Genomic DNA, 25,426 nt, shown 5'->3' on the forward strand with positions numbered 1-25,426 from the left:
TCAGACACGATGGTTTCGGCTGATCATTATTTTAAAATGGAGGTAATATGTATGCATGTTCAAATTGTTTTATTTGATGGATTTGATTTATTAGATGCCATTGCACCTTATGAAGTATTTTCCTCTGCTGCCATGCTCTCCAATGAGGAGATAACAGTAGAGCTTGTGTCCGCTGAAGGTGCGGGAATGGTAACAAGTGGAATTAATCAGTTAAAACTTCAAGCAACTGGTACATTTGATTTATCCCGTAAAGGGATCATTCTTGTTCCGGGAGCATCCGGTACTATTCATGATAATGGGCCGGATTCCATTCCAGTAAAATTAAAAAAAGCCGCTGAATCTGAATTAAGCAATCTACTACGAGAAGCAATGAAGAAAGCCGATAGTTTACTTTCCACAGTTTGTGGCGGTTCTCTCATTTTAGCAATGGATGGTTTATTAGAAGGCCGCCATGCAGTAACGCATCATATGGGAATGAGTCTTTTGAGTGCTACCAACGCTATTCCAGTTAATGCCCGTATCGTAGATGATGGCGATCTTGTTACTGGCGGTGGCGTTACTTCGGGGCTCGATGTTGCCCTTTACTTAGTTGAACGTGAATTAGGCCCTCGGATAGCACATGCTGTGGAACAACTATTTGAATATGAACGCAGGGGTACGGTTTGGAAAGCTGAAGGAAATGCACCAAAGGAAAGCCAACAAGATAATCCAAATGAAGCGACAAAGGATCATTCCTCCATCCAACCTAATCAGAATGTTAACTTTCAAGGGAAATGGGATACTAAAATTTCCACTCCTATAGGAAACCTTTCCGTTTTATTAGATTTAACTTCTAAAAATGGACAAATAGTAGGAACTGCAAAGCAAGGAGAAGAAATTGTCACTTTGGACAAACCTGTACTTGAAGGGAATCAATTAAAGTGGTCCATGAAAGTGACTAAGCCCATGCGTCTAACTTTAAAATTTATCGTTACTATAGTTGGAAACAAGATGTATGGTGAAGCAAAAGCTGGAATGCTTCCCTCATCTAAATTAACTGGACATCGTATTTCTTAAAATGGAGTGGGAACGGTGTATTCAATTATTGTATTTTTTCATGTAGTTAGTGCTTTATTTTTGGGAAGCTTGCTAGCTCTCCCTTTAGTCATGAATAGCTTTTTTTCTCGCACGAGTAATGAATTAAAGACAGCACTTAAAACAGCTTTGAGCTTTACTCGAGCAAGTCATTATGCATTAGTTCTTTTAATGATTTCAGGGGTTTGGATGGTCGTTGCGCATTCATCCTATCCTTCTATTTTATGGATAGGGATTGCACTCATGCTCCTGATCCTTATTGGTGGCCTGATAGGAATGATGCATAAAAACATAAAAAGGATCATTTTTGCAGAGAACCCTGAGAAGAAATTATTAGAGCATGTGTCAAAGTTAAAATGGTACAGCTGGATCACATTTTTACTCATCATTGCTTCTATCTTTGTGATGACAAATCGCAGCTTATTTGCCTAAAGGAAGGAATAGATCTGATGAAAAAAAGGATTGGAATAATCGTTTTAATCCTCCCAATCATGTGGGTATTACATACATTTTCAAAGAATTTTATGATTGACCCTGCTTTCGAAAAATTTATTTCTAGAAAAGATCTGATTCTAACAGATCAATCCCTATGGATATTCATGATTCGTATTCATATTTCGCTGGCTATTATTTCGCTTCTCACGGGCCCGTTAGGCGTTATTAAAAGAATACGAGTAAAATCTATCAAGTTCCACCGTTGGAATGGCCGATTGTATGTCTTGTCTATCATTTTAAATTTCATTCCCGGAGTCTATGTCTCTTTCTTTGCAACCGGGGGATGGCCAAGCACAATAGGGTTTCTTATTTTAAATACATTATGGCTCGGAACAACTATCCTTGGTTATTGGTATATCAAGAGACAAAAAGTAACCTTACATAGTCAATGGATCATTCGAAGTTTCTTTCTTTCCTTTGCCAATATGACTATTTATATAATCGTAGCCATTGCCCATAACGCTATGAATTTTTCCTATGGAAATGCCTATACGATCGCTGTCTGGTTATGCTGGACACTTAATCTACTTATAGCTGAATTCATCATTAGAAAAAAAACATTCTCATAAAAATCGACTTGTCATTTTCGTTGGGATTCCTTTCCCTTTGTGTATATACATTTTCACATGAGGTAAAAGGCTTAATCAGAAGGTTGTAATCATTTGCTACTAAGCTAACGGGGGGTTTAGTTCAATAACGTCTTCAACAATCGGGCGCTTATCGGGAATACTGATGGCGCCCTATTTTGCAGAATCCAAGTTTTGGAATAGAGATGTTCAAACAACACAAAAGTTTAATCATTTCCTAAACAGAGGGAAAGCTTGGGAAAGGAAGTTATTTGACAGATGTTTTCAGATCATGCGAACCGTCTCTGTATGCCATCTGATTATTATTGCTTTAAAGCTCCGTTCGCCTCTGGGATGTTTTCCATGTCAAGCGCATTCATTTGACAGAAGTATTCCAGAAAGTTTTTAGCTTCTTTGATTTGCACTTCATCCGTTTTTAATTCAATGATATCTTTTAAGATTTGAGCGGTCCAAACATTATCAAAATAACGAAATTTACCAGAATTCCATGTAGTTCGATGAGGATAGTTCTTATTGACATAATAATTCCAGAAAAGCATCTTCTCTGCTTCTTGATCCGTGAGCTCGATTCTAAATTCTGCATGGGACGGGACCATCCCATCTTCGCTAAGATTGCCAGAAAACGTTTCATTTACCATGTAGAGACCGAGAATCCGTCTTTTTGTTTCTGGTTGATCCGACTCTCTTGCAGTCAGAAGGCCTGCGCTGTTTGGACGCAAACGAGCTACTCTGTTTAGCTGACCTTTATTTTTTCCGCTTTGAATCTTGCCAGTAGATACTTGCCAATCGGTAAATACTCTTTGTTTCTCTTCTTCGTCCAGCCAGAAAACAATTTGTGAGCTTTCATAAACTCTAGGGTTCTTCAGCTTTTCCCTACGCTGCTGTTCAGACGCCTGTCGTTCTTTCTCTTCTTCACGTTTCCTTTCAAGTGCTTCTTCCATTTCCCTTTTCAAAAGGACTTTCTTCAAAGCTTCTGCAACATTCCGGTCATTTAGTGTAATAAATTTTCCAAAAGCATCAGGGTAAACAAATTTTTTTATATCCTCATTAAAATCAATGGTGATGACAGATTCATCATGATCCACGATATTTCCTTCACCAAAGACTTTATGAGTTACTTCTTCATTAATTAAATTCACTAACCCACTCTCCTTATATAAAATATTCAGGTATTTATTGACACCTATTATTTCTAATTAGCCTGCTTGAATGGAACGAAAATAAGTTTCAAATTAAAAAATCGTACTCAAACTCTGTCTAGAAGAAGTTGAGGACGATGATCAAATGCTGTCTCAAAACTATTCTAACTATAGAATATCATATCATATAATCTAAATTAATGCAAATTTATTATTGACAATGGTAATTTTTTATCGTATAATAATTATTTTTTTAATGTAAATGTGACCGTTTGGCATTTCTCCTAAAATCTTGTGAGAACACATACACGGCAGGATTCCCACTTCCTTCCTGCAGTTCCTCTGGGTTGCTCTCCACTAACCGGTCGATCAACTGTTCAACAAGCTTGAAAGAACCAGTAAAAAGGACAAAGCACCAATATCAGCTTTTTGATACTCTGGTAAAATGGATGCTTCTCATAATTATCTTCATCCTGCCAAGGGAACAGAACATAAGCGCCAAAAGCGAAACGCTCGTAAGGTCCTTCCTGCTTGACTACATGGGCATCACGATAACGATGCATCGTATTAATATCTTCCTCCAGTGGTCCAGGATCTTCCCGGAAAAAATCGATACGGTACTTTGCATCAAAGATATAATCATACGAATACATCTTGCCCTTTTTCTCAATCTCCAACATGATATCAGGTTTTTGTGGAACAGTAGGTCAGAAATTCTTTGTCACTGAGCAAATCGATTCGTTCTTTAAGGGTCATATAAGGTGTATCAGTTACCTTTTCTATGAGCATAATCTGCTGAAGAATCGCTTCTGCAAATGTCCGAGCATATGTCAGCATTGTCTGCGGACTGGAATATATGCTGTTTTCAAGCTCCCTTGCCAAATAAGCAAATTCCTTTGATATCGGTTCTAGAAATTTATAAAAATAGGTGTTATTATTCTCACAAAAAATAACTTTCCATAAATATTGGTCCTTAACCGTTACCTATTCTATCATATAGGAATTTTGTTAGATGAAAAAACAAAGAAAGACGCCTGACTTCCTCAATGAAGAAGGCAAAGCGTCTTACAGATTTTATAATCGTTTACCTAGCAATTTTAATGAATCCGCCAGTACATCTCTTCTCTGAACCTTACAGGCTCTTCCCAGTTCCCTTGCTTTTTCAAATACTGCTAATAATAGTTTTGTTACGCCATCACATGCAGCAACGCTCAAGTACTCATAGAGTATGTTCTTTCCTATTCGGCAGAAGCCTAATCCTGGTAAAAATGTAGTTTTGGAGTGTCTCTCTGAACGTGCTCTAACCTTCAACACAGCGTGATTGAACCTGTGTGGATGAGTATCATATTTAATATACTTTTATATTCTAGACTTTCTTTTAAAAAGTTAAAATGTAAGTTTGTTCGTTTAACCTTGACAAACTTAGATGTAACCCCGTATCGGTGGCACGCCCAGGAATACCGATCCTGCCCCATCGTACATGCTTTCATTAAGAAATGCGTGCTGAGTCACGACCATTGCGTCGCGAAGATGGCGTTGCAGCGGGTGCCCATCGTAGATCGCTGCAGTGCCAGAAAGCAGGTAGGCTGACTGCACGACACGCGCACCTTCACGGGCAGCTTGAGTGGCGGCCAAACGAAGGATGCTCGTTTGGTCATCGGATACCCCATCGCCCTTTAGAATCGATTCCCACGCAGAGTCAGTGGCCTCGTAGAAGAAAGAGCGTGCCGACCTTAAGGATGCTTCTGCCTTTGCCAAGGAGATTCGCAGATAGGCGCGTTCGGCCATCTTCGGTGCCCCGGTGATGCCGGCACGGTTACCAGCCATCTGAGAAACTTCATCAAGCGCTGCACGGGCTATACCAAGATTGACTACCGCCAATACCTGTGCTGCATAAGCGATGGATGGGTACTGGTAGATCGGTTCTTCAATAGAAGGTACACCACCCCGGACAAAGGTCCATTCGTCAGAAACGATGACGTCTTTTACCCGTAGGTCATGGCTCCCTGTTCCACGCATCCCGATGACTTCCCAGTTTTCGACAATGTCCACATCCTTAGGTTTAAGTACGGCAGTAAGCGGTTTACCGCCTTCTCCAGCTCCAATACCGACTCCGAGAAGGTCGGCTCCCATACAGCCACTTGCAAACTTCCAGAGGCCATTCACACGCCAGCCTCCCTCAATTCTCTCCGCGGGCTGAACTGGAAACAAGCCGCCGGCAAAGGCCACGTCCGGACTATCTGCGTAAATTTGTGAAAGTGTTTCGCGCGGTAGAGCCGCTAAATAGACCGCCGAGGATCCGAAGCTTGCTACCCATCCAGTGGAACCGTCAGCCTCTGAAATAGACTCAATCAGCTTGAGGAATTCCGAAGGAGAGAGGGCATCCCCGCCAAAGCAGCGCGGCGTATGAGCACGATAGACACCCAGTTGTTTTAGTTGTTCCACCATATCCCGGGGCACATGCCGTTTCACTTCAAATTCATCCCGTCTGTCGCGGATTTCAGTCAACACACAATTAAGTAGGTTTTGACTTTTTATATCAATAGCCATAATCATTTCCTCCCTGCTTGTTATAAAACTTTGCCCGATCGATTTTCTCTAATAAATACATTTAAAACTATAAACTTATCTCATAAGCCTGCCGCCATTTATATCGAACGTTGCTCCAGTTGTGAATCCGCCTGAATCAGAGGCCAAATAGGATACTAAGTCTGCCACCTCTTTCGATTCTCCTACACGTTTAAGTGGAATGGTCTCTACCATTTGAGCCAGTTTATCCGGATCCATTTTATCCATCTCCGGTGTACGAACAGAAGCTGGAGCAACAGCATTAACCGTAATTCCATAAGCCGCCAACGAGCGGGCAAAGGTTTTGCTCAACGCGATTTGTCCTGCCTTAGAAGCGGAGTAATGAGCCCCTGAAGTTAATGGACCTGCTTGCCCTCCAAAAGAAGACATATTGATGATTCGTCCCCACTTCCTCTCTTTCATTACAGGAATGACAGCCTGTGAAAAAAAGAATGTACTTTTTAAATTTACAGACAAAACTTGATCCCATTCTTCCTCATTGATTTCTTCTATCGGAGTTTCAAAACGAATTCCCGCATTATTTACGAGAATATCGATTCTGCCCCATTCATTGATCACTTGGTTGGCAGCCTTTTTTATCCCGTCCATTTCAGATACATCCAATTGTATGAACATCACTTGGTTTTGCATTGCTTCCTGCTGAAACAGCTGTTTTGTTTGTTCGAGATTCTCCTTATTTCTAATTACGAAAACCGTTTTTTTTCCTTCTTTCACAAAATTTTCGGCGATAGCTAACCCTAGACCTTTATTAGCTCCTGTAACTATCGCGACCCTTTGATCGTTCATTGTCATCATCAAATTCCTCTCTTTCCCTAAAAGTAAAGAAACCTATTCTTTGGTATATAAGATTTATTGAACACGTTCTCATAAAGTAATCTGATTCATGCAGGTCAACTTAGAAGTAACCTCTATAGTAATAGTAGAATATTTAAAAAACTCAAACCACATCACATTAGGTTTGAATATTCCGCAAAGTTCAGTACGATTCGTATCATATAAGGCAGGAGCTAAAATTGGGGAATTGTCTACGAGGGGGTGCGATCGGAGTTAAGAAGGTCCATAAAGCAGCCTTCTTCCTTTTTATTGGGAGGGCTATCCAGATTACCGAATGTCAATCCGGTAAGTACTACTGGGTATTTCTTATATACGGAAGTTTGCTGCTTTATTAAATGTATTTAAGTAGCAATAGCTGACATTATTAAAACCTCCCGAAGAAGGAGGTTTTTTGGGAAGTTATATATGTTTTAATAATGGTTTTCAACAGAAACCGATATTCCTTGACCGACGCCAATACACATTGTTGCCAGTCCTCGCCTGGCATTACGTCTCCGCATCTCATAAAGAAGAGTCGTCAATATTCTTGCCCCGCTGGCTCCAAGGGGATGACCCAGCGCAATAGCTCCTCCGTTTACGTTCACTTTGTCTTTATCCAAGCCAAGTTGCTTGATACATTCCAACGATTGGGAGGCGAAGGCTTCATTCAACTCAATCAGATCGATATCATTGATTGTCCATCCCAGTCGATCCAACAGCTTGTTCGTGGAGTTGATTGGGCCTAATCCCATTACAGCAGGCTCCACTCCGGCGGATGCAGATCCAACGAATCTGGCAAGAGGTGTTAACCCCAGTTCTTTTGCCCGCTTCGCACTCATCAATAACAGGGCAGCAGCTCCGTCATTCACTCCAGAAGCATTCCCAGCCGTAACCGTCCCATTTGCAAATAAAGGCTTAAGATTCCCCAGCTTTTCCAGGGTAGTCTCTGGACGTGGATGTTCGTCCGTTTCTACAACGGCCTCATTGCCTTTACGGTCCGTGATAGTGATAGGCACGATTTCATCGGAAAACCGGCCGGCTTTCATGGCTGCTTTCGCCTTCTGTTGGCTGAGATATGCGAACTCGTCCTGCTCTTCCCGTGAAATGCCAAACCTCTGTGCCACGTTCTCCGCTGTCTGGGGCATAGAGTCCGTCCCGTACATCTTTTCCATCTTTGGATTAACGAACCGCCAGCCAATCGTCGTATCAAACATCTCCATATTTCCTCTCGGAAATTCCGCTTCGGGCTTTTTCATCACAAACGGCGCCCTTGTCATACTTTCTGTTCCACCAGCGATAATGATATCAGCTTCCCCCGCAAGAATCGTGCGGGCGGCCATACTGACGGCATCCAGACCGGATCCGCACAGACGGTTGATCGTCGTTCCGCTCACTGTCTCAGGTAGCCCTGCCAAAAGCAGCGACATGCGAGCTACGTTCCGGTTGTCTTCTCCGGCCCCGTTGGCATTGCCGAATATGACATCCCCGATTAACTCCGGGGGCAGACCGTGGTTACGGTTCATCAGTGCTTTGATGACGATAGCTCCCAGATCGTCAGGGCGGACATTCTTTAGTGCGCCCTTGTATCTTCCAATCGGAGTACGGACCCCATCCACAATAACGACTTCTGTCATCATCTTCCCTCCTTTTGGAGAAGTTCCTCGCAAATCTGGAATGGAGCCAATGTCTTTTCCTGCACTTCTCTCAATGTGGCATCCCCCGTCAGCTCAGTCAACTCATATGCTCCATCTTTCCAGTGGAAGACGGCGAGATCCGTGATAATGACATCGGCCACACGCTCAGCCGTAATTGGAAAAGTGCAGCGCTCCACAAGCTTTGGGGAACCGTCCTTAGAAACATGGCTCATCGTGATAATGATCTTTTTGGTGCCGGATAACAAGTCCATGGCTCCGCCGACACCGATGATATCCTTCCCGGGAATGGCCCAGTTGGCCACATGACCACTTCCATCGACCTGCAACGCCCCGAGAATAGCGACATCCACATGGCCTCCTCTGATCATCGCGAATGAGTCCGCACTATGGAAATAAGAAGCACCTACGGCTTCGCCGACCGGGAGCTTGCCCGCGTTGACCAGATTCGGATCGACCTCATCCTCTTCAACAGATGTCACGCCCAGAAGCCCGTTTTCCGTATGGAGATAATATTTGCTCTGGTCCAGATAATTGGGAACTAAAGTAGGAATGCCGATTCCCAGATTGATGATGGAATATGGGGTCAGTTCTTGCGCAGCCCGCTTGGCAATCAGTTCCTTCCTATTCATGCTTCGACCACCCCTTCATTCGTCAAGATGAGCCGGCTGGTAACAATAGCATCTACATACAGATGAGGAGTGACGATCTCTTCAGGAGACAGCTCTCCTTCTTCAACGATTTCATCCACTTCCGCAATGACGTAATCCGCGGCGGTAGCCATGATCGGGTTGAAATTCCGTGCCGTCTTATAGTAGATTAGGTTTCCCTTTGTATCCGCTTTTTCTGCCCGAACCAGGGCCACGTTGGCCTTCAGCGCTTTTTCAAAGAGATACGTCTCTCCGTCAATTTCCTTCGTTTCCTTGCCTTTTGCCAGCTCCGTGCCGACTGCAGTCTTCGTGTAAAACCCGCCGATCCCCGCACCGCCTGCGCGGATGGCCTCAGAAAAAGTTCCTTGTGGAAGCAATCCGATTTCGAGCTTGCCTTCGTTATACCACTGGGCGACTTCCCGGTTGCTCGTAAAATAGGAACCGATTGCCTTCTTGATTTTTCCCTGCCGCAGCAAAAGGCCCAGACCCCGTCCGGCTTCGCCCACATTGTTGCTGATGATGGTCAGGTCTTTCGCGTCATGGCGTGTGAGCTCGTCAATCAGTGTCAGGGGACTGCCGATCAGTCCGAAACCGCCAACCATGATGGTGTCTCCAGACTTGACGATATTTCGTATGATCTGCTGTGCATCCGTCTGTTTGGTCCCAGTCATGACTTCACTTCCTTTTGAGATAAAAATGATTCCAACTGCCCGATGATCTCCGGCTGCCGGTTGAACACTAGTTCATAATGGTTGGCCGATGTCACGGCCGTCCAGATGTTTCCGGCCGCCTCTTTTGTCTGGGCATACCCCTCTTTTTTAAAAAGAGGCCCATTGTCCCCAAGGCTGCCGGTCGCCGTCAGTAAGAAGACGGGACAGTCGATCTGCGCCAGCACGTCTTCCGGTTGGAACGTATAAAAGCTCTCGAAGTCCCGTGCAATGGTGTCCGAATCGGATTTGTTCCTCCAGGCGCCGCTGTCTTCTTTGATTTCATAACGGACCACTTCTTCCATATGCGGTCCCCAGTCGACGCCAAGAGTGGTATACAGCTTTTTCGCCTCCTGCCCATAGTGATCCGGGCTGGAGAAAGTCTTTTTCAAACGATCCAGGGAGGGGAGGACAAGCTTTCGGGTCGCCTCGTCCGCTTTACCAGCCCCATCCAGAAGGATCAACGCTTCTGCCCCCTCCAGTCGGCTGGCGGCAATCGCGCTAATATATGCGCCCATGGAATAGCCTAAAAGGATGGGATACTCAATCTTAAGCGTGTCAATCAGGTCCAGCAGGTCAGCAGCATGGGTGTCAATCGAGCTGTCTTTCGGAGCTGGGTCGCTGTTTCCGCGGCCAAGGATGTCGTAGCTGATGAATCGGTAATCCGAAAGAGCCTCCTGAAAATAATGGAGCTGTTTGTGGTTGCCGGTGAGCCCGTGGGAGCCTATGATCGTTCCGCGCTCTCCGGGCGTTTCATGGATATAAAAGGTGCGTCCTTTTTTGGTTTTCACGTACTGTCCCATTGTTCATATCCCCGCTTTCTACGTATTAATCGACGATGTAGATGGAATAGTTCACTTTCCCGGGCAACCGGATGCCTATGGAAACGAACATCCGGCGGTTCAGCCAGTCATATTTGGCAGACGCGGTCTCAAAGATGGGGGCGGTCCGGAAATAATACTCGTCCGGGTCGACCTCTTCATTGTTGTCCAGTCGCTGCAGAACCTCAGGCTCTCCGGTACGAATGCCTCTATAGGACATCATGATCAGCTCACCGTCATCTGTTTTCAGCAAAATCCGCACATCCTGAATGATGGTGCCGTCTTCCCGGACAGTGATCCAGTCGTCGCCTCCGGGAATCACCTCAGCCGTCAGCCGGTCTCCTTTGAGGGACCCGCCGGTGACGCGGATGATCCGCCGGTTGCCGATCGGGGTCTTCCCGGGCAGATGGGCACCTTCAACAGTCAACTCCATATCACATAAAAAAGAAAGGGAGGGGGCAGGCAAATGTCTCATCGGGTTAGCACTCCTTTCTCTTCTCTTCGATATTTTTCCACTTTTTCTTCATCTAGCTCCACCCCAAGTCCCGGCCCATCAGGAACCAAAATGGAGCCGTCCTTGATGGTCAGCGGGTTTTTCACCGGATCATCGGCCAGCCAATCAGGACCGAACAGCTCACTGCCGTAATCAAGATTCGGGATGGAGGCATAGGCATGCACACAGGCGGCGGTTCCGATGGAGCTTTCCAGTGACGTTCCCCCAAAACAGGAGATGCCGGCTGCTTGGGCGATTCCTGCAATTCTCACCGTGTTCTTCATTCCGCCCGATTTATGTATTTTCAGAGAAAAAATATCCGCCGCTTTTTCTTCCGCCAGACGAAGGGCATCCTGGACAGTGGCCAGGCTTTCGTCGGCCATGATGGGTACTTTTTTCATCGCAGCAAGTTGGGCAAGACCCCGGATGTCTTCGGGTGGAAGCGGCTGCTCAAGGAAGTCGATGCCAGCTTCGAAGAAGGCGTCCATCCATTTCATCACAGTGACCTTATCCCAAGAACCGTTCGGGTCGATCCCAATGGAGGACCTGCCTCTGATGCCTTCGGCGATCCTTATATTGCGCAAGGCATCGTCATCAGGACTCTCCTTGCCGGATTTCGTTTTGAAGTCGGCATAGCGTCCGGCACCCACGTGTCCGATTGCTTCTTCGATATCCCCTTCGGGAGTTCCGGAAGCAAGGGCCCAGCGGACAGGGATCTTTTCCAGGTGCAAACCGCCCAGCAGCTGATGGACAGGTACATCATACATTTTTCCGAGCGCGTCAAACAGCGCTATTTCCACAATGGCTTTCGCAAAAGGATTCGCACGGATCTGCCGGTTCAACTTCTGCATGAGCTTTTCGATATAAACAGGATTCTCCTCCAGGAGCAGGGGGACGGCGTACCGGTCGATGACGAGCTTCATCGTTTCTACACTCTCACCATTCCACCAGATTCCCGGTGTAGTTCCTTCCCCGATGCCGACGACACCGTTGCTAAGTTCCATTCGGATGAGCACGAAGCTTTTGACGGCCACCTTTTCGGTCGAAAACTGGTGGGGTCTTTTAATGGGGATGTCCAGCAATTCCGTAGTAATTCGTTTAATTCGCAAGGTTGTCAAGAAAAATCTCCTCCTGTACTTATAAAGAACCTCAGGCAAAGAAAAAAGGGGACAGTTTTTATGCCCCCGGCAGCCGGAGGTTATTCCCGGCGCATAACAAAATCCAAAGAAGCTTCCTTATAATCGCACTTGTCCTCCAGCTTGGTGATAAGCTCGGTGCGAACCCCGTCTGCTACATCCGTCTCCAACCACTTGTCCCCTTCGAAGAATACTTGGGTAATAAGTGTTTCATGGCCGTCGGCTTCAAACATAAAGTGGAGGTGCGCCGGGCGCATCGGATGCTGGTCCATATACTCCAGGAACTCCCCCGTAGGGCCCTGATCCGGAATTGAATAAGGGAGTGGTACAATGGATTTTACTTCAAAGTTTCCATTTTCATCAGTGAAGAAATGCCCTCTTAGGTTATATCTGGGTGCATCGGCATCAAAGGCTGAATATTTTCCTGTACTGTCGTTTTGCCACATTTCCACCTTTACGCTTGCCAGCGGCATACCATCTGTATTGCTTACATTTCCTTTGAAAATCAGAATCTCTCCTTCTTCATCAGGCCGCTGAGTTAAAGTGTAGGGTTTGCCCGGTTCCTTTTCTATTTCCGGCGAACCTTCAATGAAGTAAGGTCCCAAGAGGGAAGGCTGAGTGCCCGGCTTGTCCGTATACATAGCTCTTAGTACATGTGTCTCCAGGAAAACATCCGTATAAAGAGGAAGTTCTCCAGCTCTCCCAAGTCTATCAGCCCAGTTGACGAAGTTGGTGTATTCCTCGTGGTTCAACTTTGCTTCTTTCAAAAACTCCTGCATATGCGAGATAAATAGATTAAAGACTTCTTCGACACGTTCGTTCTTTTTCACTACTTGTTTCTGCAAGATCATTACCTCCATTAAGTTAACTATTTACTTTCATCTTGTGCTTTGAAGCAGGTTAGATCTCACTGTTAAGATAGCGATTACATTTCAGTGCATATGTATAAAACAAGAAAGATAAGAATAGTCTCATACACTAAATGGGTGATAGACCAGGTACCTATAACTCTAGCACGAAAGATTCAAGTTATTCAAATTGTAACAATATTTAGTTATGTGTTATACCGCATAATCCTACTAATATATTTGAAATAGCCATACGAATAGGCTATATTGCTTTATAAAAACAAGGGAAACCCTCTCATCAGGTCCCCCATTTGTTGACATTCCTACTAAAAGCCTCCGGCATCCGGAAATTTGTACGGATCTCCATTAAATGGTTCATCAGATATTTTAATAGATTCTGTCGGGCATCCTTCATGGGCATCTTCCAAATCATCCATCAAATCCTCAGGAACAGGTGTATTCCCACTATTGTCATCCAATAGAACAAACGACAGTCCTTCTTCATTGTAATCATAAACATCGGGTGCAGCAGCCCCGCAAGCTCCGCATGCTATGCAGGTGTCTTGGTCAACAATTGTATATTTGGGCATCGGAATTTTTTCCTCCTCGCATGAAATTTGGTCTGTATATTTTTCCAGTATTGACCGTCATAAGATCATTGGCTGCTTTTCTTCCCTTTCCCTTTCCCTTTTTTCCATGATGGTTGTGCTGTGAAGCGACTGTACTCTTGCAGCAGGGTCAATAAATACTTTGGCATTGCTTACAGCTGTTGTAGCTTCTCCAAACCCGGAAGCGATTAATTTCACTTTGCCTGGATAGGTTGTAATATCACCCGCTGCATAAATCCCTTCAATATTTGTCTCCATTTTGGAGTTCGTTACAATTGAATTCTTCTCGATGTGTAATTCCCATTCCAAAATAGGACCCAATGAAGATACAAATCCATAATTGATGAGTACGTCGTCTACAGGGATCGTGATTTCGGCGTCACTCTTTGCTTCTTGCAAAATCACTTCCTTCACACGATCATCACCTAGGAACTTAATAGGATTAAATGGCGTCAATACCTCTGCTGAAGATTGCTTTAGCAACTCTACGCTGTGTTCATGAGCCCTGAACTTATCCCGGCGATGCACAACGGTAACCTGTTTGGCAATTGGTTCGAGCATTAAAGCCCAATCTACGGCTGAGTCCCCTCCGCCGAAAACGGCTACACGCTTATCTCTGAATCTTTCAAGGTTAGTAATAAAATAGTGAACATTGGAATCTTCAAACCTACTGACCTCTTCCAACTTTAATTTGCGCGGCTGGAAAGCTCCATTTCCCGCTGTGATAATAATCGTTTTAGAATAGTGAATGCTGGAGCTCGTCTCGATCCTGAAAATTCCGTTCTCTTTTTGGATAGATTGAACAGTTTGATTCAAACAAATAGAAGTATTGGAAGCAAACATGTTCATTTGCTCAATCAAATTGTTTACAAGCTCTTGTGCCCGTACCTTCGGAAAGCCAGCAACATCGTATATATATTTCTCGGGATATAATGCGCTTAATTGTCCACCTAATTGCGGAAGGCTATCGATTATTTTGGCAGTTGCCTGTCTCAGGCCAGCATAAAACGCCGTAAAGACCCCAATAGGCCCTCCGCCAATAATCGTAATATCACGCACTTCTTTGTCCTCCTGCAAGTCAATCCCTCCCTCAAACCGAAATAAGTGTATATTTTTAATTTTAAATTTACCCTTCAACCCTCACAACATACCAATAGGCTGAAAAAAAGAAGAAAAACCATACTATTCCCTTGTATTTGCCTTACATCAAGCTTGGAAGCCATAATACTAACTGGGGAAACACGATGAGTAATCCCATACAAACAACGTTTAATAAAATAAACGGGGTGACTGCTCTGTAAATCTGCCCCATGCTTACTTTATCTGCCAAAACGCCCTTCATCGCAAACAGATCCATTCCAAATGGCGGAGTGATCGTTGCCAATTGCATATTCAGCAGTAAAATGACCGAAAACCAGATTTTATCGAATCCAACCGCTCCGATTATGGGCATGAGTAATGGCAGGGTCATCATCATAATGGAAACGGGCTCCAGAAAGCAGCCAAGAATAATAAGCAGGACCTGTAAAATGATTAATACCAAAATAGGATGTATGGAAAGCTCACTGAAAAACAAGATAAGGGCTTCAGTAATTCCTGTAAAGCTGAGTAGCTGACTGAATATGGAAGCTCCCGCCATGATCATTAAAATCATAGCAGTTGTTTTTAATGTTCCATGAAGTGACTCCAACAGCAGTTTATACGTCAGTCTTTTATAGAAGGCTGCCAGGAGTACAACGGCAACTGCTCCGAGGACCGCCGATTCAGTCGGTGTAGCGATCCCTAGCATGATCAAAGCTACAATAATGGCTACAATAAGCCCAATTGGCATGATGTACTTTATTGTATCTATTATCCTTTCAGCCAAAGATACCTTCTCCACATGGTAAGAAGGAGCCAACTCCGGTTGTAGGGCACATCGTATAGTGACATAAGCAACAAAAATCAGCGCTAGTAGTAGTCCTGGAATCACAATAGCTACCAGGAAATGCCCGACAGGTATTCCCGCAAGGGAAGCAAGGATGACACCAAGCGCAGTCGGCGGGATCATTGTGGCTAATCCTGCACTTCCCAATATGGGCCCGATAGACATCTTGTGACTGTAGCCTTTTTTCTCCATTTCAGGGACTAAAAATGAGCCCAGCAAGGCGGTGCTTGCCACACTTGACCCGCTCAAAGCGGAAAATAGCGTTCCGCTCCCGACTGCCAGCAGACTCAATCGACCCGGCAGCGCACCCAACCACTTGCCAAGCGCTTCAAACACACAGGCCCCAACACCCGTCCGGAACATAATCTCTCCCATTAAAATAAACATGGGGATAGGGAGAAGAGAGAATAGACTGACAGATTGAAACATATTCATAGTCAATAATTCCACCCCGTTGGTCCCATTCCAGAGAATAAAAACGGCGATCGTATTTACAACCAAGAAAGCAAAGGCAACAGGCATACCTATCCCGAACAAAAAAGCCAAACCTAAAAATATGAGAGTTAACACAATATACCATTCCATCAGTTTTCTCCTTTCCGTTCGGCAGGGTGCTCATTAAAGGAGTCAATCATTCGGAACAAAAATTGCAGCGAGGCAATGAACAGGCCAACCGGCACTATACCAATAAGCAGTGCTTTGGGCAGTTCCAAGACTGTCTCTGTCACTATCCCCTGGGATATTAAGTCCGCCACTTTATAAAAACCGAAAATTGTCAGTATAGCAGTAATCAAAAGTCCAATAGATGAACTGAGAATGTTTGAAGCCCTTTTATATTTAGGCGACAATCTCTCCGTAATTAAATCGAATTTGATATGGCCATCCGCTTTCAATAGCCACCCCGCTCCGCAAAAAGTTATAAAAGCAAGCATGTACTCTGTCATCTCAATCGTCCAGTCCATCCCTAAATAGAGAAAATTCCGGTTGATAATTTCAATGATCACCAGACAGCACAACCCGATAATAAGGACGATGCCGATCATGCCAAATACATCCGTCATACGATTTACTACTTTTCTCAACATCCTCTGCCTCCTTTGATTACTCCTTTAGCTATGATCCCCTGGTCGTAAGTTCTCGAAGTTTTTCCACTTTATCAGGCACCTTTTCTTCCAGATATCTCCACTCCACCTCGTAAGCCTGGTTGGTGAACTTTTTTCCATCCTCTGCAGACAGTGGAATAAACTCAATTCCTGCTTTGAGTAATTCTTCCTTCTCAACTTCATCTTCTTCCAAGTAATGTTCAACCATTTTCTTTTCATAAGCGGCCGTTGCATGAATGATGGCCTGCTGATCTTCCGGTGATATTTCATTCCATTTATTATCATTCATTAAAATGGTGCAGTTCTGATTCCAGAACGGATGATCCAGTACATATTTTGAAGCATCTGTCCACCCATTTCTCCGGGGTCCTACAAGCCCACCGTATACAAAACCTTTCACCACTCCAGTTTGTAGAGAAGTATAAACTTCTGTCGGAGCAATCATGACGGAAGAGATCCCTATGTTGTTAAAAAAACGTCGATAGTTGGGGGCAGAGCGAATTTGCATGCCCTCTAACTCCTTTAACTCCTCAATCGGTTCATTCAGCCAAATACGCGGTGAGCCTGAGAGCCACCTGCCAATATACTGGACTCCAAGTGATTGATGCTCCCTGACCATTTCATCGTACAATCCATTTTCCCTTTCCTCCGAAGGTGACAGCTGTGAGAGCGGTAAAGCAGAAACAGCCGGCGCCTGTGAATGATATTGACCCGTATATGTAAAAAGCACATCGACAATTTCTGACTTCAATGCTTCAAACTGAAGGTTTACCGGGATGATATTGGCCCCGCCCTTCCAATCAATCCTGACCCTTCCTTCTGTCACTGTTTCAACTTCTTCGATCCATTCATTTAAAGTAATGGCCAGAGGATCATTTTTCGGAAGAAAACTGACAGCTGTAAAAGTGACAGACTCTGATTTTTGTTCACCAGATGCCCCGGTCACCTCTTTATTGCCGCAAGCGCTGATAAAAATCATGCACAACAATAAAAGACCAACGAGTAGTTTTTTCATATAACCACCTTTTTGCGCAAAGTTTTATTTGAAGCAGGGATTCTATCGTGTAAAGGAGTCTTATTAAAAACGTTCAGCCCTCAAGTAGAGCTGAACAGATATGTTAGTCCTTAGTCACTAATGGCTCAACAGCCGGCTTCCGTATTAAACCCAAATGTTCCAATAAATGAATGAACTTTTTAATGGTTTCCAGTTGATATTGATCCATCCCTTTTTCATCGAAGGAATAAAACCCTCTTCCGGTCTTTAATCCGATTTCCCCCTGCTCTATTTTTTCTTGAATGATCTGAGCAGGAGTGAACCTGTCTGTTCCCAATGACCGTTGCAGATGGTTACTTGCATGGTAAAGTGTGTCTGCCCCGCCCCAGTCAATGAACTCCAACAGACCCAGAACGGCAAATCGCAGGCCGAATCCGACTCGGACAGCTTTGTCAATGTCTTCTGGAGAAGCCACTCCATCTTCGACCAGTCTGGCAGCTTCGTTCATGGCAAGCGCCTGAACCCTTGGTACGATATACCCCGGAGAGGGTGCACATTTGACTGGAACTTTCCCAATTCGTTCAAGCAATTGGAAAACATGCCGAAGAACCTTTTCGTTCGTCGCTGTTCCCGGGCTTACTTCCACCAAAGGAATAAGATAGGCAGGGTTCAGCCAGTGAGTATTTAAGAACCTCTCTTTCTGCGTGACCATTTCTGCCAGTTCGTTTGCAGAATAAGCTGACGATGTAGATGCAATCGGCACCTCACTAGGAACTTTAAGACAGATACATTTAAAAGCCTCTCTTTTCGCCTCCGCTATTTCCGGTACCGCTTCAAACACAATATCAGCTTGTTCCCATTGGCAATCTCCTTCTTCCTTGGTGCGAATGTGTATCCGGTCCAAAACCAGTCCAATGGTTTCCTCAGGTAATATGCCGCTTTGAGACAAAATGGACAATTGCCCCCTCATCTCCTGCTTTGCTGTGATGACATATTGCTCAAACTCCTGTTCAGTCCTTCGCTTAAAATCAATCAACATGACTTGAAAGCCTTGATAGGCAAATGTTAAAGCGATTCCCCTGCCCATTCTCCCTGCCCCAGCAATCAGGATGCAGCCCCTAATTGACTTCATATTGAACTAACCCTTTCTGCAGCAACACCTTCAGCTCTTCTCTGGTTTTAGACGACAGGCCGATATTTTCCATCGTCCGCCCTGTTTTCCTTAAATCTTCTTCAACTATGCTGCTTGCTATTGAAAGCAATCCAGCAGCTGTCGGAACCGGTATATTCAGCCATTCACCGAGGGAGACAAGAAAGGCTAAACCGCAGGCAATGTCTTCCCTCAAATACCGGTGCGTCTTCAAATCAAGCGGTTCATACCAATCTGCTCCATCGACCAACTCTTCATGAGCGCCGTTCCCATACATCCATTCGTCGCCGTCCAGATTGTAGTGGTCATCCAAAGGAAAGTGCGGAGCTGTATACCCGAGTGCTTCTCTAATTTTAATCCTCTCTGCATCAAGGGCTTTATGGACATTCCTGACTGATGGCTGAGTCCCTTCATCATGGATATCCCATCTATCGAAGTGTTCGATGGGACCTGCGTTCATAATAATAAGTGGAGGGTGGATAATCGGACCTGCATTCATTAAGGCTCCATCCAGCGCATCCTGTATAGGCTCAACCGATGGATATGCCTGTTTTAATATGTGAAAAGCCCGCTCTGACTGATTGGAAGGAAAGACACCTGTCGGGAGCTTCGTTGCACGTCCTGAAATGGAAACAGTCTCCTCGTCATATTTTCTGGCAAGATAAGGAAGTGTTCCTGTTTCCGCAAAAGCAACGCTTGCTTGGCATCCTTCTTCTGCTAATGCTTTTGACATCAGATAGCTTCCAAAGGTACCTGGCGGAAGAAATATCACCTGGTCATCCTCGAGTATGGGAGCCAGCTGCTTTGCCAAGGGAACCTGTGTCGTCGCAGGTAGTGGAATGACAATCAACTTCGCATCTTGCACTGCTTCTTTTAAATCACTAGTCGCTTTATAGAGCGGTACCTCCCGCGTTCCTTTTCGATCTTTCACATTAATGGTCTGTTTGTCCAATACACCCTTGAACAATTCCTGATTTCTTCTCCACAGCCTGACCCGGTGACCCTGTTCTGTTAAATCAACCGCTGCCGCATAGCAGCCGTTTCCGCCTCCAAGTACTGCGATCTCCATGTGAATTTCCCCCTATTTTTATTTTCCTTTGTATTCCTCAATCAGTTCGTACAGCCTTTTCTGGTACTCTTTTGCCGGCAAGCCTTTTGCCTCTGCCTTTTCAACAGCTTCTTTCTGCGTGGTCTTCAATAGCTCATTCCACTTCTCTTCATCAGACAGCGAAACTACGCTTAGTCCTTCCTCTTCTTCACTCCATTGCATCGCCTCTTGGACATGCTCATCCAAATACTTTCCGGTGAATTCACTCATTTCACTGCTTAGTTCCTCAATGACCTCCTGCACATCCTCTGGCAAGGCATCCCACTTATCCTTGTTCATAACTGCAACAAATGAAGTAATCGTCAACGGATAGTCAGTGACATGTTTGACGGATTCAGCAAGTTTCAAGTCTTTTAGTACCTCTCTGGAAGAAATATTCCCTTCAATAACACCTGTCTGTAACGCTTCGGAGGCTTCATTCTGTGACATTCCTACCGGTGCCGCTCCCAGCTTTTCCATGACTGGGGTCAAACCGCCGGATATTCGCAGTTGTTTTCCCGATAAATCTTTTAAACTGGATATGGCCTCTTTGCTTTGGATGTAGGACGGCTCTGTGGCAAAGGCTGTTATGATTTTAAAATCTTTCAAGGCTTCAGGTGGATACTCCTTCATCAAATCATGTACCACTTGACTTGCGACTTCCGAGTTGGGATAACCGGAAGGTAAGTCTGATATTTCTAATAATGGAAAACGTTTGGGTTCATAAGTTGTCGCGGTAAGCCCTATATCAGCGGTGCCGTTGGCAACCCCGTCAAACATGTTGCTGGCCTCAAGAAGTGTTCCGCCGAAAAACATTTCTATTTTGACTTGCCCATCAGTTCTTGACTCCAATTCTTCCGCCCATTTTTTCATTTGAATCGCAGGAAATGTATTGTCAGGTGCAAAGAAAGCATAAGACAGGGTTATGCTTTCTTTGCCTCCGGATTTATCTCCCGCTGTTTCTTTGGTGCCGCAGGCAGCCATCAGAAATACCATGAAACAACATAAGAAAAGAGTAAGGAATTTCTTTTTCTTTATGAACCTCATCACATTCTCCCCATTATGAGTGATTTAACTCTAGGTAACTCTTATTCTCTTTTAAAGCTGCCGTCCATGATTCCGAGCGCTCATAACAATCGGCGATTTCCATTATGTGATGATCAGAAAAAGGTTTTCCTATCATTTGAAGTCCTACAGGGAAATGATCTTTCGTAAATCCACACGCAACAGACAACGCCGGAAAACCCAAAACATTAGCTAACGGAGTTTTTCCAAGTACAAACATATTGCTTATGGCTTGCTCCGGAACCATCGTTCCAATCTCAAATGGAGGCTGTACATTCGTCGGCCCAATGAGAGCGTCTATACCCTTCATTTGAGTGAGAGTTGATTGAATGAACTTTTTTCTAACCCTTTGTGCATTAATATAAGAAGTTGCCGATATATCCCGTCCATACTGAAAACGATACTTTAGATCATCTCCATATAGATCTCCGTGTTTCTTTAACAGGGGTTCATGATAGGCGACGACCTCGGATTGAGCAATCGTTTTCAATCCTTCAAGGGCACTATCGATAAATGGTAACTCAATGGGAATGATTTCGGCTCCCAATGATTCCAATTGTTGAAAAGCTTTTTCGATGACATTTTTCACATCCGAGTCAATACCTGAATACATATAAGGTTCGTAGAAACCTAGCTTGATACCTTTTAGATTATCCCGTTCATTAAAAGTAGATTTCTGCCCATTAAGTCCAATCATCGCCTCAAGCATAATGGCCGAGTCTTTAATGGTTCTGGTCATTGGTCCTACATGGTCAAGTGACCAGCTAAAAGGAAGGCCCCCTTCCCGGCTGACTAGATCATAGGTGGGTTTGATTCCTGCCGTTCCACACATGGCTGCTGGCAGTCGTATAGACCCCGCCGTGTCAGTTCCTATTGCGCCAAAAGCCATGCCTGCCGCAGTAGCAACCGCCGACCCTCCGCTGGAACCCCCCGGGATATATTTCCCATTCCAAGGATTCCTTGTTCTCCCATAATGAGGGTTTTCCGTTGTGGCCCCCATGGCAAATTCATGCAAGTTCGCTTTGCCTATAATGACGGCACCTGCTTCTTTTAAAAGTCGAACCACAGCGGCATCCTCATCAGGCACCCAGTCCCCAAAAATCTTTGAACCCCCAGTGGTTAGAATGTCTTTCGTCTGCACCATATCTTTTACAGCAATTGGTACTCCGTGCAAAGGACTCCGAATATATCCTTTCTGTGCTTCCGTCTCTAATACTTTTGCTTGTTCAAGGGCTTGTTCGTCCGATACTGTGATGAAAGCGTTGAGAGCAGGTTCCACCTGCCGGATACGCTCAATGGTCAGTTTCGTCAATTCCACCGGCGACAGTTCTTTATCCGCAATACGCCTGCTTGTGTTATCAATAGTGTCAAACAAGAGCTCACTCATTTTCATTCTCCTCTGTCCCCTCTAGTGAAAAAGAAAAAGCGGGATCTGTTAATAATAAGGCTTCTTTGTTGACACCCAATAACTCACTTATGTATTCTGCCAACGACAACACACACACCCCATTCTTAAATGTTTCCAATTGTTTTAGACTAAAAATAGAACGATTTTTGGGAACAGCAACAGCAAGCCAATGAAAATTACATATGTGACCAAAAAATAAGCTGTCCCTTTAAAAATGGTCGTTACAGGTGTTTTGGGAGTAAGCCCCTGCACGACGAATACATTCACTCCAACAGGCGGAGTAATGGCTCCCATACTGGTCACAACACATAGGAGGACAGCAAACCAGATAGGATCATATCCCAGTGCCAAAACGGTCGGATAAAACACTGGGATTGAAATCATTAAAAATCCAAGTGCATCCATAATCGATCCGCCAACGATATAAATGATCAAAATCGAGATCAACACGAAAATCGGCGGGACAGGAAGGTTGGTCACCCACTCAGATACTTCATAGGGCAGCCTCGTGATCGTTAAGAATCTACCAAATACCATGGCTCCAACTACTAACATCATGACCATCGCTGATGAGCGGAGTGCTCCCGCAATGGCAATTTGGAAATTTTTCCAGTTCAGCTTACCCATAGCCAACGACAGTATAATTGCTCCAAAGGCTCCGAATGCCCCTGATTCTGTCGGTGTGAAAAATCCTTTGTACAACCCGCCGATGACAAAGATGAACAAAAGGGCGATCGGGATGACATCCTTAAGAGACTTCACTTTCTCTCCCATGCTGAATCGCTCTCCGGCCGGACCAAAATCCGGATTTCTTTTACATAGAAAGACAACGGTTAATATAAGGAGAATAGTGAGAAAGATCCCTGGAACAATACTTGCGATAAAAAGATCTTTAATCGATTGCTCCATCTGAAGCGCCAAAACGATTAATACAGTACTTGGAGGAATGATAATCCCCAGAGTACCTCCTGTTGCAATGCTTCCAGTGCTGAGGGCTTTGTTGTACCCGTATTTATTTAGTTCAGGAAGGGACATCGTCCCCATCGTTGCTGCTGTTGCTGAGTTGGAACCACAGATTGAGGCAAAACCGGCACTCGCCAAAATAGTCGTGCTTGCCATTCCTCCGTGATAATGTCCAACCCACTTATATGCAGATTCAAACAGCCTTTCAGCAATGCCTGTTCGAAAGACCACTTCCCCCATTAATATGTAAAGAGGGATTACACTTAAAGAGTAACTGGAAAATTGATTCCATAAGTCTGCACTTAACACATTGTAAGCGGCTTTTGGAGATGCTGCTAACAGCAAACCTACAAAACCCACAATGAACATAGAAAAGCTTAACGGCATTCTCAAGAACATCAACACGAAAAGAACGCAGATCCCTAATACAGCCAAAAGAATTGGATCCATTATCTTGCCTCCCTCCACACTTCAATGGTTTCTTTTATTAAGGTTAGCACCAGGCTGAAAAAACCGATGGAACATAAAATGACCAACGGATAAAAAGCAACCTGCATTGTTTCTGATACGACACCGCTCTGTTTCAAACCCATTCCATACAAGGTAATTTGCCAGCCAGCCATGGCAAAGAACAAGATGCTAATTACATTTACCATTGAGTGTGTCAGCTTTTGCAGTCCCGAAGAAAATTTCACAATGAACAGGTCAATGAACACATGGCCTTTGTGCAACTGTGCATATCCAAGTGAAAAGACGGCGGTCAAGGCTCCAAGCCAGCTGACCAGTTCAACAGTCCCGGCAATGGGATCAGAGAATAATCGCTTGATAGAATTAAAGACGATCAATAGCATCATGCAAATGAGAGATAGACCGGCTAAAAAAGCCAGTCCCTGATTAAAAGAATCTATTATTCTAAAGAAGATATTTGGTTTACCTGTGCTTGGTGGAGCATCAGTCGAATCTTTATGCGCCGTAATTTTCGGGTTTTCAGTGTCTAATTGGATGGACTGTTCTGCCATGTTCGAACCTCCTATATTCCATTACTTGAATTGCTCGTTGTATTTTTCAATTAAAGATCTCATATCCTCAAGGTATTCCTTTGCAGGCTGCCCATCCTTCTCTAGCTTTTCAACATACTCTTCTTGCATTTGATTCAATCGCTCATCCCATGACTTTTTCTCACTTTCGGACAATTTAACAATTTCGAGGTCGTGGGTTTCCTGGCTCCATGTAATGGATTCTTGAACATGATTGTCTAAATAATCACCGGTAAACTCCGTCATCTCCCTATTTAACTCATCAATTGCCTGTTGAACATCTTCAGGCAAAGAATCCCATTTATCTTTGTTCATAACAGCAATAAAGGTGTTAAGCGCCAAAGGATAATCAGTAACATAGCTGACCATTTCTGCCAGTTTCGTATCTTTTAAGATTTCTCTTGATGAAACGTATCCCTCAACAACCCCTGTTTGTAATGCTTCAGGAACTTCAGCCTGCGACATCCCAACTGGTGCAGCTCCCAGCTCCTCCATGATCGGTGTAAGTGCACCAGCGATTCTCAGTTGTTTTCCCTTTAATTCTTTAATAGAAGAAATTGGCTTTTTGCTCTGTATATAAGCAGGTTCAGTCGCAAAAGTTGTAATGATTTTAAAATCTTTCAGTGCTTCCGGCGGGTATTTCTCTACCAGATCAGCTGCTACATGACTCGTCGATTTGGCATTTGCATAGCCTGATGGCATATCAGAAATGGCCAGAAGGGGAAACCTGCCCGGCTCATAGGATGTAGAGGTTAGCCCGATGTCAGCCGTCCCATTCGCTACTCCATCATACATATTGTTCGCTTCCAATAAGGTACCACCTGGAAAAAGCTCAACTTCCACTTTTCCATCTGTCTTCTCTTCAAGCCGCTTTTTCCACTCTTCCATCTGAACTGCAGGAAATGTCCCTGCTGGAGCAAAAAATGCATAGGTTAACTTGATTACGTCACCTTTACTTTTATTAGTAGCTGATTTCTCGGAACCGTCTGCCCCGCAGGCACTTAGAATGACAGCTGCCAATAGCAATGGGATAAGAACGAACAATCTCTTCATTTTTCCACCTCTTCTTTAATATGTGCA

Annotated in this window: 26 protein-coding genes and 1 pseudogene; 3 read left to right on the top strand and 24 right to left on the bottom strand. The window is 44.5% G+C overall.

Annotation, left to right across the window (positions count from 1 at the left end):
- Positions 1 to 51 precede the first annotated feature (51 nt).
- The 3 genes from MHB50_RS15695 to MHB50_RS15705 are packed head-to-tail and all read left to right on the top strand — an operon-like array spanning position 52 to position 2,138.
- Complete coding sequence (locus tag MHB50_RS15695) at positions 52 to 1,056, top strand: DJ-1/PfpI family protein (protein WP_077111297.1); 1,005 nt, start codon at positions 52 to 54, stop codon at positions 1,054 to 1,056.
- Between the two features lie 15 nt (positions 1,057 to 1,071).
- A complete protein-coding gene (locus MHB50_RS15700; RefSeq protein ID WP_077111296.1) occupies positions 1,072 to 1,506 on the top strand; it encodes a hypothetical protein in 435 nt (144 codons plus the stop codon).
- A 17-nt stretch (positions 1,507 to 1,523) separates the two neighbouring features.
- Positions 1,524 to 2,138, top strand: a complete 615-nt coding sequence (locus tag MHB50_RS15705) for a DUF2306 domain-containing protein (protein ID WP_340084167.1) — start codon at positions 1,524 to 1,526, stop codon at positions 2,136 to 2,138.
- Between the two features lie 320 nt (positions 2,139 to 2,458).
- On the opposite strand, the gene MHB50_RS15710 is transcribed toward MHB50_RS15705, so the two are convergent.
- The 24 genes and pseudogenes from MHB50_RS15710 to MHB50_RS15825 all read right to left on the bottom strand — a co-directional run bounded on the left by MHB50_RS15710 (position 2,459) and on the right by MHB50_RS15825 (position 25,399).
- Positions 2,459 to 3,295 carry a malate synthase gene (locus tag MHB50_RS15710; protein WP_339164693.1) on the bottom strand — a complete coding sequence of 279 codons (837 nt, stop codon included), beginning with the start codon at positions 3,293 to 3,295 and terminating at the stop codon, positions 2,459 to 2,461.
- A 325-nt stretch (positions 3,296 to 3,620) separates the two neighbouring features.
- Positions 3,621 to 4,002: pseudogene (locus MHB50_RS15715) on the bottom strand (nuclease domain-containing protein); the annotation flags it as partial.
- On the bottom strand, positions 3,980 to 4,177 hold the full coding sequence (locus MHB50_RS15720; RefSeq protein ID WP_205179140.1) for a hypothetical protein: 198 nt from the start codon (positions 4,175 to 4,177) through the stop codon (positions 3,980 to 3,982). The gene MHB50_RS15720 and the pseudogene MHB50_RS15715, both read right to left, overlap by 23 nt.
- Before the next feature lie 540 nt (positions 4,178 to 4,717).
- Complete coding sequence (locus MHB50_RS15725; RefSeq protein WP_205179149.1) at positions 4,718 to 5,845, bottom strand: acyl-CoA dehydrogenase family protein; 1,128 nt, start codon at positions 5,843 to 5,845, stop codon at positions 4,718 to 4,720.
- Positions 5,846 to 5,920: 75 nt separating this feature from the next.
- Positions 5,921 to 6,679 (bottom strand): SDR family NAD(P)-dependent oxidoreductase, encoded by a 759-nt coding sequence (locus MHB50_RS15730; RefSeq protein WP_340084168.1) that lies wholly within the window; start codon positions 6,677 to 6,679, stop codon positions 5,921 to 5,923.
- Positions 6,680 to 7,128: 449 nt separating this feature from the next.
- Positions 7,129 to 8,334: a 3-oxoadipyl-CoA thiolase gene (pcaF, locus tag MHB50_RS15735; RefSeq protein ID WP_328799784.1), complete on the bottom strand. Its 1,206-nt coding sequence runs from the start codon at positions 8,332 to 8,334 to the stop codon at positions 7,129 to 7,131.
- Positions 8,331 to 8,981 (bottom strand): 3-oxoacid CoA-transferase subunit B, encoded by a 651-nt coding sequence (locus MHB50_RS15740; protein WP_205179151.1) that lies wholly within the window; start codon positions 8,979 to 8,981, stop codon positions 8,331 to 8,333. The genes pcaF and MHB50_RS15740 overlap by 4 nt, the downstream gene beginning before the upstream one ends.
- Complete coding sequence (locus tag MHB50_RS15745) at positions 8,978 to 9,670, bottom strand: CoA transferase subunit A (RefSeq protein WP_205179153.1); 693 nt, start codon at positions 9,668 to 9,670, stop codon at positions 8,978 to 8,980. The genes MHB50_RS15740 and MHB50_RS15745 overlap by 4 nt, the downstream gene beginning before the upstream one ends.
- On the bottom strand, positions 9,667 to 10,509 hold the full coding sequence (locus MHB50_RS15750; protein WP_205179155.1) for an alpha/beta hydrolase: 843 nt from the start codon (positions 10,507 to 10,509) through the stop codon (positions 9,667 to 9,669). Before MHB50_RS15750 ends, MHB50_RS15745 begins: the two co-directional genes overlap by 4 nt.
- A 25-nt stretch (positions 10,510 to 10,534) precedes the next feature.
- A complete protein-coding gene (locus tag MHB50_RS15755; RefSeq protein ID WP_340084169.1) occupies positions 10,535 to 11,002 on the bottom strand; it encodes a DUF3237 domain-containing protein in 468 nt (155 codons plus the stop codon).
- Positions 10,999 to 12,138 carry a muconate/chloromuconate family cycloisomerase gene (locus tag MHB50_RS15760; RefSeq protein WP_205179159.1) on the bottom strand — a complete coding sequence of 380 codons (1,140 nt, stop codon included), beginning with the start codon at positions 12,136 to 12,138 and terminating at the stop codon, positions 10,999 to 11,001. The genes MHB50_RS15755 and MHB50_RS15760 overlap by 4 nt, the downstream gene beginning before the upstream one ends.
- Before the next feature lie 80 nt (positions 12,139 to 12,218).
- Positions 12,219 to 12,986, bottom strand: coding sequence for a dioxygenase (locus tag MHB50_RS15765; RefSeq protein WP_340084172.1), 768 nt, complete (start codon positions 12,984 to 12,986; stop codon positions 12,219 to 12,221).
- Positions 12,987 to 13,330: 344 nt separating this feature from the next.
- Entirely contained in the window at positions 13,331 to 13,594 is a 264-nt protein-coding gene (locus tag MHB50_RS15770; RefSeq protein ID WP_205180401.1) for a ferredoxin, read from the bottom strand.
- Between the two features lie 57 nt (positions 13,595 to 13,651).
- Positions 13,652 to 14,689 carry an NAD(P)/FAD-dependent oxidoreductase gene (locus MHB50_RS15775; RefSeq protein ID WP_205180402.1) on the bottom strand — a complete coding sequence of 346 codons (1,038 nt, stop codon included), beginning with the start codon at positions 14,687 to 14,689 and terminating at the stop codon, positions 13,652 to 13,654.
- Positions 14,690 to 14,813: 124 nt separating this feature from the next.
- Positions 14,814 to 16,124: a TRAP transporter large permease gene (locus MHB50_RS15780; RefSeq protein WP_205180403.1), complete on the bottom strand. Its 1,311-nt coding sequence runs from the start codon at positions 16,122 to 16,124 to the stop codon at positions 14,814 to 14,816.
- Positions 16,124 to 16,624 (bottom strand): TRAP transporter small permease, encoded by a 501-nt coding sequence (locus MHB50_RS15785; protein WP_340084173.1) that lies wholly within the window; start codon positions 16,622 to 16,624, stop codon positions 16,124 to 16,126. The genes MHB50_RS15780 and MHB50_RS15785 overlap by 1 nt, the downstream gene beginning before the upstream one ends.
- A 28-nt stretch (positions 16,625 to 16,652) precedes the next feature.
- Positions 16,653 to 17,657 (bottom strand): TRAP transporter substrate-binding protein DctP, encoded by a 1,005-nt coding sequence (gene dctP, locus MHB50_RS15790; RefSeq protein WP_340084174.1) that lies wholly within the window; start codon positions 17,655 to 17,657, stop codon positions 16,653 to 16,655.
- Positions 17,658 to 17,760: 103 nt separating this feature from the next.
- Entirely contained in the window at positions 17,761 to 18,768 is a 1,008-nt protein-coding gene (locus MHB50_RS15795; RefSeq protein WP_205180249.1) for a 3-hydroxybutyryl-CoA dehydrogenase, read from the bottom strand.
- Complete coding sequence (locus MHB50_RS15800) at positions 18,755 to 19,855, bottom strand: NAD/NADP octopine/nopaline dehydrogenase family protein (RefSeq protein WP_205180251.1); 1,101 nt, start codon at positions 19,853 to 19,855, stop codon at positions 18,755 to 18,757. Before MHB50_RS15800 ends, MHB50_RS15795 begins: the two co-directional genes overlap by 14 nt.
- 18 nt (positions 19,856 to 19,873) lie before the next feature.
- Positions 19,874 to 20,920, bottom strand: coding sequence for a TRAP transporter substrate-binding protein (locus tag MHB50_RS15805; protein WP_205180254.1), 1,047 nt, complete (start codon positions 20,918 to 20,920; stop codon positions 19,874 to 19,876).
- A 13-nt stretch (positions 20,921 to 20,933) separates the two neighbouring features.
- Positions 20,934 to 22,331, bottom strand: a complete 1,398-nt coding sequence (locus MHB50_RS15810; RefSeq protein ID WP_340084175.1) for an amidase — start codon at positions 22,329 to 22,331, stop codon at positions 20,934 to 20,936.
- A gap of 138 nt (positions 22,332 to 22,469) precedes the next feature.
- The gene (locus MHB50_RS15815) at positions 22,470 to 23,759 is read right to left on the bottom strand and encodes a TRAP transporter large permease (protein WP_205180255.1); all 1,290 of its coding nucleotides are present in this window, start codon (positions 23,757 to 23,759) and stop codon (positions 22,470 to 22,472) included.
- Positions 23,759 to 24,328, bottom strand: coding sequence for a TRAP transporter small permease (locus MHB50_RS15820; RefSeq protein ID WP_205180257.1), 570 nt, complete (start codon positions 24,326 to 24,328; stop codon positions 23,759 to 23,761). The genes MHB50_RS15815 and MHB50_RS15820 overlap by 1 nt, the downstream gene beginning before the upstream one ends.
- Positions 24,329 to 24,349: 21 nt before the next feature.
- Positions 24,350 to 25,399: a TRAP transporter substrate-binding protein gene (locus MHB50_RS15825; protein ID WP_205180259.1), complete on the bottom strand. Its 1,050-nt coding sequence runs from the start codon at positions 25,397 to 25,399 to the stop codon at positions 24,350 to 24,352.
- Between the last annotated feature and the right edge of the window lie 27 nt (positions 25,400 to 25,426).

This window comes from Siminovitchia sp. FSL H7-0308 (assembly GCF_037980985.1).
In the GTDB taxonomy this organism is placed as follows: domain Bacteria; phylum Bacillota; class Bacilli; order Bacillales; family Bacillaceae_C; genus Siminovitchia; species Siminovitchia thermophila.

Bases quoted from the DNA above. Each gene is read 5' to 3' on its own strand.
- MHB50_RS15695 (WP_077111297.1), top strand. From the start codon at position 52: ATGCATGTTCAAATTGTTTTATTTGATGGATTTGATTTATTAGATGCC.
- MHB50_RS15705 (WP_340084167.1), top strand. From the start codon at position 1,524: ATGAAAAAAAGGATTGGAATAATCGTTTTAATCCTCCCAATCATGTGG.
- MHB50_RS15725 (WP_205179149.1), bottom strand. From the start codon at position 5,845: ATGGCTATTGATATAAAAAGTCAAAACCTACTTAATTGTGTGTTGACT.
- MHB50_RS15730 (WP_340084168.1), bottom strand. From the start codon at position 6,679: ATGATGACAATGAACGATCAAAGGGTCGCGATAGTTACAGGAGCTAAT.
- pcaF (WP_328799784.1), bottom strand. From the start codon at position 8,334: ATGATGACAGAAGTCGTTATTGTGGATGGGGTCCGTACTCCGATTGGA.
- MHB50_RS15740 (WP_205179151.1), bottom strand. From the start codon at position 8,981: ATGAATAGGAAGGAACTGATTGCCAAGCGGGCTGCGCAAGAACTGACC.
- MHB50_RS15745 (WP_205179153.1), bottom strand. From the start codon at position 9,670: ATGACTGGGACCAAACAGACGGATGCACAGCAGATCATACGAAATATC.
- MHB50_RS15750 (WP_205179155.1), bottom strand. From the start codon at position 10,509: ATGGGACAGTACGTGAAAACCAAAAAAGGACGCACCTTTTATATCCAT.
- MHB50_RS15755 (WP_340084169.1), bottom strand. From the start codon at position 11,002: ATGAGACATTTGCCTGCCCCCTCCCTTTCTTTTTTATGTGATATGGAG.
- MHB50_RS15770 (WP_205180401.1), bottom strand. From the start codon at position 13,594: ATGCCCAAATATACAATTGTTGACCAAGACACCTGCATAGCATGCGGA.
- MHB50_RS15780 (WP_205180403.1), bottom strand. From the start codon at position 16,124: ATGGAATGGTATATTGTGTTAACTCTCATATTTTTAGGTTTGGCTTTT.
- MHB50_RS15785 (WP_340084173.1), bottom strand. From the start codon at position 16,624: ATGTTGAGAAAAGTAGTAAATCGTATGACGGATGTATTTGGCATGATC.
- dctP (WP_340084174.1), bottom strand. From the start codon at position 17,657: ATGAAAAAACTACTCGTTGGTCTTTTATTGTTGTGCATGATTTTTATC.
- MHB50_RS15795 (WP_205180249.1), bottom strand. From the start codon at position 18,768: ATGAAGTCAATTAGGGGCTGCATCCTGATTGCTGGGGCAGGGAGAATG.
- MHB50_RS15800 (WP_205180251.1), bottom strand. From the start codon at position 19,855: ATGGAGATCGCAGTACTTGGAGGCGGAAACGGCTGCTATGCGGCAGCG.
- MHB50_RS15805 (WP_205180254.1), bottom strand. From the start codon at position 20,920: ATGAGGTTCATAAAGAAAAAGAAATTCCTTACTCTTTTCTTATGTTGT.
- MHB50_RS15810 (WP_340084175.1), bottom strand. From the start codon at position 22,331: ATGAAAATGAGTGAGCTCTTGTTTGACACTATTGATAACACAAGCAGG.
- MHB50_RS15815 (WP_205180255.1), bottom strand. From the start codon at position 23,759: ATGGATCCAATTCTTTTGGCTGTATTAGGGATCTGCGTTCTTTTCGTG.
- MHB50_RS15820 (WP_205180257.1), bottom strand. From the start codon at position 24,328: ATGGCAGAACAGTCCATCCAATTAGACACTGAAAACCCGAAAATTACG.
- MHB50_RS15825 (WP_205180259.1), bottom strand. From the start codon at position 25,399: ATGAAGAGATTGTTCGTTCTTATCCCATTGCTATTGGCAGCTGTCATT.